The 11425-nt window shown below is 50.2% G+C and carries 8 protein-coding genes; 5 read left to right on the top strand and 3 right to left on the bottom strand.

Annotated features, from left to right (window positions below):
- Positions 1 to 186: 186 nt before the first annotated feature.
- A complete protein-coding gene (locus ACO6UY_RS08995; protein WP_422448258.1) occupies positions 187 to 1047 on the bottom strand; it encodes a universal stress protein in 861 nt (286 codons plus the stop codon).
- 269 nt (positions 1048 to 1316) lie between these two features.
- Here ACO6UY_RS08995 and ACO6UY_RS08990 point away from each other — a divergent pair, with 269 nt between their 5' ends.
- From ACO6UY_RS08990 to ACO6UY_RS08975, 4 genes are all read left to right on the top strand, one after another.
- Complete coding sequence (locus ACO6UY_RS08990; RefSeq protein WP_422448256.1) at positions 1317 to 1988, top strand: OmpW/AlkL family protein; 672 nt, start codon at positions 1317 to 1319, stop codon at positions 1986 to 1988.
- Between the two features lie 208 nt (positions 1989 to 2196).
- Positions 2197 to 2874 (top strand): tRNA-(ms[2]io[6]A)-hydroxylase, encoded by a 678-nt coding sequence (locus ACO6UY_RS08985; protein WP_422448254.1) that lies wholly within the window; start codon positions 2197 to 2199, stop codon positions 2872 to 2874.
- Between the two features lie 181 nt (positions 2875 to 3055).
- Positions 3056 to 5308, top strand: a complete 2253-nt coding sequence (locus tag ACO6UY_RS08980) for an ankyrin repeat domain-containing protein (protein WP_422489684.1) — start codon at positions 3056 to 3058, stop codon at positions 5306 to 5308.
- 212 nt (positions 5309 to 5520) lie between these two features.
- Positions 5521 to 7515 carry an ankyrin repeat domain-containing protein gene (locus ACO6UY_RS08975; RefSeq protein WP_422489682.1) on the top strand — a complete coding sequence of 665 codons (1995 nt, stop codon included), beginning with the start codon at positions 5521 to 5523 and terminating at the stop codon, positions 7513 to 7515.
- Between the two features lie 661 nt (positions 7516 to 8176).
- Here ACO6UY_RS08975 and ACO6UY_RS08970 read toward each other — a convergent pair.
- Both ACO6UY_RS08970 and ACO6UY_RS08965 read right to left on the bottom strand, forming a co-directional pair.
- Positions 8177 to 8908 carry a UDP-2,3-diacylglucosamine diphosphatase gene (locus tag ACO6UY_RS08970; protein WP_422489680.1) on the bottom strand — a complete coding sequence of 244 codons (732 nt, stop codon included), beginning with the start codon at positions 8906 to 8908 and terminating at the stop codon, positions 8177 to 8179.
- Positions 8908 to 9417 carry a peptidylprolyl isomerase gene (locus tag ACO6UY_RS08965; protein ID WP_422449555.1) on the bottom strand — a complete coding sequence of 170 codons (510 nt, stop codon included), beginning with the start codon at positions 9415 to 9417 and terminating at the stop codon, positions 8908 to 8910. The genes ACO6UY_RS08970 and ACO6UY_RS08965 overlap by 1 nt, the downstream gene beginning before the upstream one ends.
- Positions 9418 to 9744: 327 nt before the next feature.
- Here ACO6UY_RS08965 and ACO6UY_RS08960 point away from each other — a divergent pair, with 327 nt between their 5' ends.
- A complete protein-coding gene (locus tag ACO6UY_RS08960) occupies positions 9745 to 11418 on the top strand; it encodes a glutamine--tRNA ligase/YqeY domain fusion protein (protein WP_422466442.1) in 1674 nt (557 codons plus the stop codon).
- The last annotated feature ends 7 nt before the right edge of the window (positions 11419 to 11425 follow it).

Genomic DNA, 11425 nt, shown 5'->3' with positions numbered 1-11425 from the left:
ATAGCCCCGCTATTCTCCTCAGAAGCAGAAATTTTTATCCTCAATTTCTCGCAATCCTCGCTACGGACGCTTAAGTCCGACAGGCTCCTAGGACAATATAGAAGTTTTTAGCCGCTTTATCCGGTTTCGTGACTGAAATATTTTGAGGTGGCTGCCAGGATGGGGGCTGGCAGCTATGGTGTCGGCTTATTTACCCAGTTCGCGCTCCAGTGGGATCATGTGATGTTTTGGCTGCAGTACCAGAATATCGGTTTTGACCTCGGAGATCAGCTGTTCGGCGGTATTGCCAATAGCCAGGGCGCTGATGCCGGTTCTTGCGTGAGTGCCAAGAATCAGAAGTTTGGCATCAATGTCTTGCAGCAGCGCGGGGATCATGGTCTCGGTTGGACCGGGTTCAATATGGAAATAGTCTTCATTGAGATTGAACTCCCGGGCATATTCCTGACAATGCTTTTCGTAGTAGTCCTTGTCAGTCCGTCCATCACCGTGATCCTGAATCGCCAGCATCGTTGTCGGGTAAGCGGTGGCCAGATGCAGCTCTGATGAGAACTCACTGGCGATGTCCGTCGCATATTGCAGGATCGCCTGGTTAAGAATGCTGTGATAATGGTCTCTCGGGTCGGCGTTAATGGCCGCGAGGATTTTGCCTTTAGTCCAGTCACTATTATCCTGCACCAGCAGTACAGGAACCCGGCAGCGGCGGAGGAGGCTCCAGTCTTCAGGCGTAGAGAAGGCTTTCTTGAGGGCGGTGATTAACTTGGCATCTTTGACTACCAGGTGGCAGCGTTCCATCTGACGCACATGGATAATGGTTTCAATAACAGAGCCATTCCATGTTTCATGCAGATAAACCTCCTGACCCTCAGACATCAGTGGCTCAGCCAGTGCTTCCAGGCGAACCATTGATTCACCATCGGCCCTGGGGTTTGGCGCAAGAATATGCAGGGCAGCACCGGTTACCCGGCAGATCTGGCTGGCCCGTTCAAGGGCAAGCTGCTGTTCCTTTCTGGTATCAACAACGGCCAGAACCTTGGTAATTCCACGCATAATGTTTCCTCTCTTGCTGAATATTCTGCTTGTTATAGTTCCATCATGCATGAGCGGAACTGATGTTTTTATGATCTGGGTCAATAAAATGCTGTGCAGTTAGGAGTATGTGGAATGTTATTCCATGAATATTTGTATTTATAAAAGAGATCTTATGGAAACCGTTGTGTTTTTTGAAGAATTGATCTGGGTCAATAAATGTGCTGGCGAACTTTATATAATAACAGCATATTACATTTCCGGTTGATAAATAACAAAAAAGGTAAGGAATGAAAATCAAATCGCTTTCTCTCGCTATTATCAGTGCAACTGTATTGCTATCTGGTGCCGCACAGGCCTATGAGGCTGGTGACTTTATTGTTCGTGGTGGTCTGGCCAGTGTAAATCCTGATGTGGATAGTGGAAATCTGTATGTAGCAGGGGTCGAACAGCCTGACTCAAAAGTGGATGTCAATAATGAGACTCAACTGGGATTATCATTGACTTATATGATTCAGGATAATTTCGGTATTGAGTTGCTTGCAGCTACTCCATTCTCACACAAGTTGCAGGGTAAGGGTGGGCTTTCTGGTCTTGGTGATTTCGCTGAAGTAAAGCACTTACCACCTACTTTGAGTGTTCAGTATTATCCAATGGGTAATGCGTCAGCGTTCCAGCCCTATTTTGGCGCGGGCTTGAATTACACTATCTTTTTCAGTGAAAAGTTTGTTGGTGCTGGTTCGAATGCTGGTTTTCGGAATCTGAAGCTGGATGACTCCCTTGGTCTGGCGGCTCAGGTCGGTTTTGATTACCAGGTTGCTGATAACTGGAGTGTGAATGCTGCCGTCTGGTATATGGACATAGATACAACGGGTACTTTCACAGATGGCTCAAATGATTACAAAATTGATGTATCTCTGGATCCCTGGGTATATATGGCCGGTGTAGCATACCGTTTCTAAAGCCATGGCAATAAGTTGAATAAAAAAAGCTGTCAGTTGTCTGACAGCGTTTTTTATTCTGCGCATTGGTGAATCTGACCTTTGTAGCTTCAGCGTGCTTTATGGGTCTGCTTGATCTCCTGCTTCATAAGAAAAAGACATTGATGCCTCACTTTAACGCCCTCCTGTCGCTCGTGTTACCATGCTGGCTCAGCCAGGTGAGCCAGTTATGACCAATATTTCGCCCATTCTTGAATTCTTACCCTGTCCAACCCCTGAGGCATGGATTGATGAAGCGCGCAAACCAGAGAATCTTGCGGTGATTCTGGTTGATCATGCCAATAATGAACTGAAGGCCGCTCAATCAGCGATGGCGATAATGAGCCGTTATCGCACCGGGACGTTCGGCCGGGGTAACGGTCGCTGTGAACAGCAGAAAGGTGGGCTGCAACTCAGAATAGAAGATCAGTTAAGCCTGCTGAACAAAATGTCCAGACTGGCCCGTGAAGAGTTGCGGCACTATGAGCAGGTTCTGGCCATTATGGCACGCAGGGATATTCCCTATGTTCACCTTGGAGCCGGTCGCTATGCGGGGCAGTTAAGTGCTGCCATCAGAACGTTTGAACCATTCAGGCTGGTCGATACCCTGGTGATGGGGGCGTTTATTGAAGCCCGTTCCTGTGAGCGTTTTGCGGCACTCTCGCCATGGCTGGACGATGAATTGAAGAAGTTTTATCAGTCATTATTGAAGTCTGAAAGTCGACATTTTCAGGACTATCTGGCATTGGCAGAGGCCATTAATGGCGGGTCAGTGGCTGACCGGGTGGCGATATTCGCCGGGATTGAACAGGATGCCATTGAGTCTCCGGACAAACTATTCCGTTTTCACAGTGGTGTGCCTGTCTGAGAATATTGGTGCCAGGGGCTTCGCCGCTGTGACGACTGTCCGTAAAACGTGATAGACCGGCTCTGCATTGTCGTGGTTTTAAAATCTCTAGCCGTCTTTGCTTGTAAATAAACGTACGGGGGATAAAAAAAGGGAAATAAATGTCCAACAGGGCTATCGAAAACTGAATTGGAATTACAAAATGTATAGTGCAGTTTCCAGTCCTGATAGCCAGAGCACTTTCGCCGGTACAACTCCCTCTGGCCCTGATGCCACGGATAAGTCGTTAGCCGCTGTTCCTGCCTTGCCAAAAGAAACTTCCCTTGCTCACAACAGCCCTGTCCCCGCCGCTGCCCTGACGGAAAGAACCATCGCACCATCAGGGCATCATAACCCACGCCCCTTGCCGGAAAACTGGCAATGGCAATTTGTCTCTGGAATCCTGAATGGAGAAATCGAGGCCATTTCAGGATTACTTCAACAAGGTGCAGATGTTAATAGCGACCTCTCCAGCCAGATTGCAAAATTGGCTCAACAACCTGTCAACATTCACGGGACGCACCCCTCTGTGACAGTCCGCCTGGGCAAGACTGCCGGGCTGGGGGCTCTGTGCACCCCGCTCTGGCTGGCAGCCGGGGCTGGCAAGCTTGAAGTGGTAGAACTTCTGCTGTCTAAGGGGGCGCTCCCTGATGCCAGGGGCTCTCGCTTTGCACCTCTTGAGATGGCAGCCGTTGCAGGGCATCTGAAGATAGTCAGGGTCCTGCTGGAATATAAGGCAGACATACAAGCTGGCAGTACCACAGGAGTTAATTCTCCACTGTACTGGGCCGTTCATGCTGGCCATCAGGATGTGGTGGAGTTTCTGGAAATGAACGGTGCCCATTTGCAAGTTGGTTGCCCGGGCATGGATGCTCTGATTCACGAATCAGCCAGAAGGGGATCGACCAATTTAATAGAGTATCTGCTCAATCTCGGCGAGGACATTGATAACCACAGTACCGGTCAGCATACCCCGGTTTATGCTGCGGCAATCAATGGCCATTTTGAGCCGGTCAAGTTACTGCTTGAGCGAGGTGCCAACAATAGCCATGGCGAAACCGGTTACAAAACCTTGATCTGGGCTGCCTGTTATAGCGGCAACCTCCAAATGGTCAAATATCTGCTTGATCAGGGGGCGGACATCAACGCTGGCGGCGGTAATACCTACCCCTGGACAGAACCCCACCCCATCGAGGCTGCTGCTCATTCTGGCAATTGCCAACTGTTGGCGTACTTGCTGGAGCATCAGAATCTGACTATCAACACCCCCGACCTCAGCGCTACTCTGTTCCGCCACGCTGCTGAGGGAGACAAAGTGGTGATGATGGATTACATTGCCAACAGGGCAACTATCAACATTAATGAAACGGGTTGCGATTCCCCGATCTCAGCAGCGGCTCGCAGTGGCTCTATCGAAGCGGTGAAGTGGCTACTTGAAAAGGGTGCAAACATTGAGGCCAACTGCTCAGGCCCACAAGCTCCACTGTGTCAGGCTTGCGCCCGGGGGCACTTTAAACTGGTCAAATTCCTGGTCAGCAAGGGCGCAAGACTTGACGGCAATACAGGGTTGGATTCGCCAATCTATTTTGCGGCCAGAGCTGGCAGTATTGATACCGTGGCATACCTGCTTGACAGGGGCGTCAGCGTCAATGCCGATGCTTCAGGTTTTCGTACCCCTATCTATATAGCAGCGCAGAAGGGGCTTGTGGAGATGGTGGAATACCTGCTGGATAAAGGCGCAGAGGTTAATGCTAATGTTAATGCTGACGAAGGTCTCCACTCGCCTATCTTTGGGGCTGCATTTAATGGGCACCTTGAGCTGGTCAAGCGTCTGGTTCATAAATCCGCAGCAATTGATGCAGGTTCTTTGCTTTTTGGTGCCGCCCTGGGAGGTAACTGCCCCATACTGGAATACCTGTTTGAAGAGAACACAATACTGCAGCGTATCGAACTGTCACACTTTTCAGGGGCACTCATTCAAGCGTCTTTTCATGGCCACCTGAACGCAGTAAAGTACCTGCTCCGCGCATTCGAGACCCATTTCAGTACTGCCCCCAAGCCTGACATCTCTAAACCGCTCTGGATGGCGGCCCAAAGTGGGCATGTTGATGTGGTGAAGTATCTTGCTGGGCTGGGGGCTAACGTGAATGTGGAAAGCCAGAACTTTGGCAGCGCGGTTTGGACTGCATCAAAGTATGGTCATCTGGATACCGTCATGTACTTGCATCAACAGGGTGCCGACATTCACTACTCAAACCCTGCCAACAATACGGATGTACTTTCCATAGCGGAGCAAATGGGTCATCAGGATGTTGCTCAATACCTGCAGCAGCTTAATCATTTTTCTCCCAATGACCAGCAGTCTTTGTCGGAAACCCGGGGAGCACTTTTCCTTGATGAGTCAAAAAATGAGTGAAATCCGATTTCACAGCGGGGTGCCTGTCTGAGAATATTGGTAGCAGAGTCTTCGCCGCTGTGACCACTGTGCATAAAACTTGATAAACCGGCTCTACATTGTCGTGGTTTTAAAATCTCTGGCTGTCTTTGTTGTTAAATAAACGTCTGGCGGATAAAAAAAGGGAAATAATTGTCCAACAGGGTTCTCGAAATCTGAATTGGAATGACAAAATGTATAGTGCAGTTTCCAGTCCTGATAGCCAGAGCACATTCGCCGGTACAACGCTCTCTGGCCCTGGTGCCAGGGATAAGTCGTCAGCCCCTGTTTTTCCTGCCTTGCCAAAAGCGCCTGCCTGCAATCGCGCTGTCCCCGTCACTTCCCTGACGAAAAGAGCCATTGCACCATCATGGAATCATAACCCACGCGCCTTGCCGGACAACTGGCAAAGACAATTTGTCTCTGGAATCCTGAATGGAAAAATCCTCGCCATTTCAGGATTGCTGCAACGGGGTGCCGATGTTAATGGCGACCTCTCCGAGCAGATTGCAACATTGGATCAACAACCGGTCAGCATTCACGGGACGTCCCCTTATGTTATAGCCCGTCTGGGCAGGACTATTAAGATGGGGGCTCAGTGCACCCCACTCTGGCTGGCAGTCGGGGCTGGCAAGCTTGAAGTGGTAAAACTTCTGCTGGCTAAGGGGGCACTCCCTGACGCAAAGGGTTCTCTTTATGGACCTCTTGTGATGGCGGCCGTTTCAGGGCATCTGGAGATAGTCAAGGTTCTGCTGGAATATAATGCAGACATTCAGGCTGGCAGTACCACAGGTTTTATCTCTCCACTGTACTGGGCCATTCATGCAGGCCATCAGGATGTGGTGAAGTTTCTGAAAGAGAACGGTGCCCAGTTGCAAGTCGGTTGCCGGGGCATGGATGCTCTGATTTACCAATCGGCCAGAATGGGATCGACCAATCTAATCGAGTATCTGCTCAATCTCGGCGAGCATATTGATAACCACAGTACCGGTCATCGTACCCCGGTTCATGTTGCGGCAATCAATGGCCATTTCGAGCAGGTCAAGTTACTGCTCGAACGAGGTGCAAACAATAGCCATGGCGAAACCGGTAGTAAAACCTTGATCTGGGCTGCCTGTCGCAGCGGCAATCTGCCAATGGTCAAATATCTGCTTGATCAGGGGGCGGATATCAACGCCGGATGCGGTAACACATACTCCCAGACAAACCCGCACCCTCTTGAGGCAGCGGCCCATTCTGGTAATGTGCAACTGTTGAGGTTCCTGCTTAGGCACCTGAATCTGAATCTTGACACTCCCCACCTCAGCGCCACTCTGTTCCGGCAAGCGGCTGAGGGTGGCAAGGTGGTGATGATGAATTACATTGCCAGCAGGGCAGCCATCAACGTTAATGGGGCGGGTTACGATTCCCCGATCTCTGCTGCGGCCCGCAGTGGCTCAATTGAAGCTGTAACGTGGCTACTTGACAGGGGGGCAGACATTGAAGCCAATTGCTCAGGCCAGCAAACTCCGTTGTGTCAGGCCTGCGCCGGCGGGCACTTTGAACTGGTCAAACTCCTGCTGGAAAAAGGCGCAGATATCAACGCCAACGTCACGCTCGATACGCCTGTTGTTGAGGCTGCATCGAAGGGGCACCTTGAGCTGGTCATGCTTCTGGTTCATAAATCCGCAGCAATTGATGCGGATTCTTTGCTTTTTGTCGCCGCCCTGGGAGGTCACTGCCACGTACTGGAATACCTGTTTGAAGAGTACACCATACAGCAGCTTATCAAACCGTCACACGTTTCATCGGCGCTCATTCATGCGTCAAGTCAAGGCCACCTGAAAGCGGTAAAGTATCTGCTCAGCGCATTCGAGACCCATTTCAGTACTGCGCCCAAGCCTGACATCTCTGAACTGCTCTGGAAGGCGTGCCAAGGTGGGCATGTTGATGTGGTGAAGTATCTTGTTGAACTGGGGGCTGACGTTAATGTGGAAAGCCGGAACTTTGGCAGCGCGATCTGGACTGCATCAGATTATGGTCATCTGGATACCGTCATGTATCTGCATCAACAGGGTGCCGACATTCGCTACTCAAACCCTGCCAATAATACGGATGTACTTTCCATTGCTGAGAAAATGGGTCATCTGGATGTTGTTCAATATCTGCAGCAATTTAATGTGACCAGTAGTCTCCGCCGAAAACCTTAGGGCGTTTTCCATCGATAAGTCAAAAATGAGTGACATCCGATGTCACAGTGGTACCTGGTTTTTCGTCAGACTATACCTGAGCGTTTATTTGCGATGATAAGTCTTGCAGCGGATTGACTCTGCGCAGGCTGGTTTTCAGTATTAGAGGGGGTGGGTTGGAGCTGACGTTTGAGCGGGAAGCATTATGTTCATAAACACATGGGTAGCCATTGTGATGGATCCTGAAATCACTGCCTGGGCAAAGAAAGACAGAGTTTGATGTTCGCCACGTAGTTGCTGATAATTGATCCATTGACGAGTATCGTTAGCAAAGTAGTGTTGGTCTAAAAAATCTGCGGCAGGCTGGTTGAAGTGTGATTGGACCCTATCGATCGCCAAGGCAGTCAAGCAACCACAACTTTACGCCACAGTACTATACGCAGCGAACTTAAATGCCTTGACAGCCGTTGTTGATTCTAAGGACCGGGGCTCTTGGGAATTACCTTGCTGTCTCGCAGGAGTATTGGTGATGTGACTGGAAAACATGATCAAATCCTCTTAATTAATGTAAGATTATTTCTTATGACAATATCAGAGGGGCATTTGTTCAATTTTTGAAAAAAAATTATTGTTTTCATGCGGATTCCAGGGCATCGGGCGCAGTAAAATTTTTACTCGCAGATCATGGATGTTTTATCGGGAAAGCATCCAGCGTTATACCATTACTGTCCAGCTCAATCTCCCAGCCCTTATTCGTCCAGTCACCCAATACATAGCGTTTGCCAATCCCATGTTTCAACGCGACTTCATGGATGTCCGGGCGGTGGGTATGACCGTGGATCAAGGTATCTACCTCGAACCTTTCCATCGCCTCAACAACTTCGGATCGCGTAACATCCATAATGTCCAGCGCTTTTCCGATTTTGGCCGCTTTGCTTTTTTGCCGGATTTTGCGGCCCAGATTCTTGCGGTAAGACAAGGGAGTCATACGCAGTAAAGCCATCACCAGGGGATTACGGATGATTTTTCGGTAGCGCTGGTACTGCTTGTCTTCAGTGCAGAGTGAGTCACCGTGCATCAGCAGAATTTTCTGGTTATTAATCGTGATCAGTGTCGGGTCTTTCAGCCACTGTGCGCCGGTGGCCTGCAGGAAGCTTTTCCCGATGGCGAAATCCCGGTTGCCGGGCATCAGGTACAGGGCCTTGCCGCTGTTGGTATACTGTCTGAGTCGCTGGGCAATATCGTGTTGAAAGTCATCCATGGCATCATCCCCAACCCAGTACTCAAAGAAGTCACCCAGAATATAGAGGGCATCAGCCTGCGGGGCCCGATCGGCCAGATAATGGCAGAACGCCCGGGCAACCGCCGGGCATTCTGGTGTCAGGTGAAGGTCTGAAATAAACAGCGCCTTCATCAGGCGGTTTCCACGTTCTCAAGCACTTCAGCGGACTCAATCACCACGTCTTCTACCGGAACATCCTGGTGGCCAGCACGGAAAGTGGTTTTCACCCCTTTGATCTTGTTGACGATATCCATGCCTTCAGTCACTTTGCCGAAGACACAGTAACCCCAGCCATCACTGGTTTTGGCGCTGTGGTTAAGGAAGTGGTTGTCTTTGACATTAATAAAGAACTGGGCAGATGCCGAGTGCGGGTCCATGGTTCTGGCCATGGCAATCGTCCCGGTTTCATTCTTCAGGCCGTTATCGGCCTCATTGTCGATGGGCATCCTGGTTGATTTTTGCACCATGCCAGGTTCAAAGCCGCCGCCCTGGATCATAAAACCATCGATAACACGGTGGAAAATGGTGCCATTAAAATGGCCGCTATTCGCATACTCAATGAAATTGGCAACGGTTTTTGGTGCTTTTTCAGCATCCAGGTCCAGTTTGATATCACCGAAATTGGTGTGTAATACGACCATCATGTGGGTCACCACTCTTGTTAAATAACGTCTGTTAAATAACGTCCACAGACTCTGGGAGCGTCAGGAAAACCAGGGATTCTAGGTGTTTCTCGTACCCGTGTAAAACCTATTCGTTAAACCGGGGGCCGAATACTGATAGTCAATACGATCTATTATTGTCTGTTAAGGTATCTGTCGGTAAAAAGTGACGCCATACCTGGTAAATTCTCCTGGCAGGATAATGAGTTATTTTCCAGCATTGGCAGATATGGTAGTCTCAGCCGATTATGGCGCAGGTGTCTAAACTCTGTTCGCCAGTAACCTCTCATAGATGCATCAGTGACAATGACTGCTACCGAAAAAGCCAGAAACTTTCTGGAACAGATTATTGAAAAAGACTTGGCAGAAGGCCGGGTCAGCCATATTCAGACCCGCTTTCCTCCAGAGCCGAATGGTTTTCTCCACGTTGGCCACGCTACTGCTATATGTCTGAACTTTGGCCTGGCAGAAAAGTACCAGGGTGAGTGCAACCTCCGTTTTGACGATACCAACCCGGAGAAAGAAGAACAGGTCTATGTGGATGCCATTCAGGAAGATATCCGCTGGCTGGGCTTTCAGTGGTCCGGTGAAGTTCGTTATGCCTCCAGCTATTTTGACCAGTTTTATGATTGGGCTCTGCACCTGATTCGTGAAGGCAAGGCCTACGTGGACCATCAGGACGCTGAAGCCATGCGCGTTAACCGGGGTGATTTCAATAAGCCCGGTGTGGAGAGCCCGGACAGAAACAAGTCTGTCGAAGAAAACCTGGCTGAATTTGCCAAAATGCGGGCCGGTGACTACGAAGAAGGCAAGGCATCCCTGCGGGCCAAAATCGATATGCAGAGCCCCAATATGAACATGCGGGACCCGGTTCTCTATCGGATTCGCAAGGTGCCTCACCATCAGACCGGCGACAAGTGGTGCATTTACCCCAGCTATGACTTTGCCCATGGCCAGGAAGATGCCATTGAGCATATTACCCACTCTATCTGCACCCTGGAGTTCCAGGATCACCGTCCTCTCTATGAATGGTTCCTGGATAACCTGCCGGTTCCGGCCAGGCCCCGACAATATGAGTTTGCCCGTACCAACCTGAATTACACGGTGACTTCCAAGCGCAAGTTGAAGAAGCTGGTGGATGAAGGTGTGGTGAATGGTTGGGACGATCCCCGAATGCCAACCATCTCCGGTATGCGTCGTCGTGGTTATACCCCGACTTCCATCCGCCGCTTTTCCGAGATGGTGGGTGTAAGCCGATCCGATGGCACCGCTGATGTGTCCATGCTGGAACATGCCATTCGTGATGACCTGAACACCAATGCCGCCCGAGCCATGGCGGTACTCTCGCCTTTGAAGCTGGTGATTCAGAACCTGCCGGAAGGCGAGGTGCAGGAGATGGCGGCGGCAGCACATCCAAATCGTCCGGAGCTGGGGCAGAGAACCCTGCCGTTTACCCGGGAAATCTATATCGATCAGGAAGACTTCACTGAAGATACCACCTTATCCCGCAAAAAGTTCAAGCGTCTGGTGATTGGTGATTATGTTCGTCTCAGAAGTGCCTATGTCATTAAGGCAGAAGCAGTGATCCGTGATGAGAGTGGCAATATTGTTGAAGTTCATGCCTCTTATGTGCCGGGTACGGTAGGGGAAGATCCACCGGCAGGTATTCGTCCTCGTGGCGTTATTCACTGGGTTTCGGCGACTCAAGGGCAACAGGCTGAATTGAGAATTTATGATCGTCTGTTCAGCCATCCGGCACCGGATCGTGGTGAAGAGGACTTTCTGAGTCATGTGAATCCGGACTCCCTGAAGGTGACTCAGGCGTGGGTTGAGCCATCGCTGGTCAATGCGGCACCGGAACAGTCCTTCCAGTTTGAGCGTGAAGGTTACTTTGTTGCAGACCGGCGTGACCACTGCGCCGAAAACCCGGTGTTTAACCTGACCATTGGTTTGAAAGATACCTGGGCCATTAAGGCTTGAAGAAAGG

Source organism: Endozoicomonas sp. ALE010 (genome assembly GCF_049310165.1).
GTDB lineage: Bacteria > Pseudomonadota > Gammaproteobacteria > Pseudomonadales > Endozoicomonadaceae > Endozoicomonas.
This window is presented reverse-complemented; position numbering and strand designations above follow the sequence as displayed.

Bases quoted from the DNA above. Each gene is read 5' to 3' on its own strand.
- ACO6UY_RS08970 (WP_422489680.1), bottom strand. From the start codon at position 8,908: ATGAAGGCGCTGTTTATTTCAGACCTTCACCTGACACCAGAATGCCCG.
- ACO6UY_RS08985 (WP_422448254.1), top strand. From the start codon at position 2,197: ATGACCAATATTTCGCCCATTCTTGAATTCTTACCCTGTCCAACCCCT.
- ACO6UY_RS08960 (WP_422466442.1), top strand. From the start codon at position 9,745: ATGACTGCTACCGAAAAAGCCAGAAACTTTCTGGAACAGATTATTGAA.
- ACO6UY_RS08990 (WP_422448256.1), top strand. From the start codon at position 1,317: ATGAAAATCAAATCGCTTTCTCTCGCTATTATCAGTGCAACTGTATTG.
- ACO6UY_RS08995 (WP_422448258.1), bottom strand. From the start codon at position 1,047: ATGCGTGGAATTACCAAGGTTCTGGCCGTTGTTGATACCAGAAAGGAA.
- ACO6UY_RS08965 (WP_422449555.1), bottom strand. From the start codon at position 9,417: ATGGTCGTATTACACACCAATTTCGGTGATATCAAACTGGACCTGGAT.
- ACO6UY_RS08980 (WP_422489684.1), top strand. From the start codon at position 3,056: ATGTATAGTGCAGTTTCCAGTCCTGATAGCCAGAGCACTTTCGCCGGT.
- ACO6UY_RS08975 (WP_422489682.1), top strand. From the start codon at position 5,521: ATGTATAGTGCAGTTTCCAGTCCTGATAGCCAGAGCACATTCGCCGGT.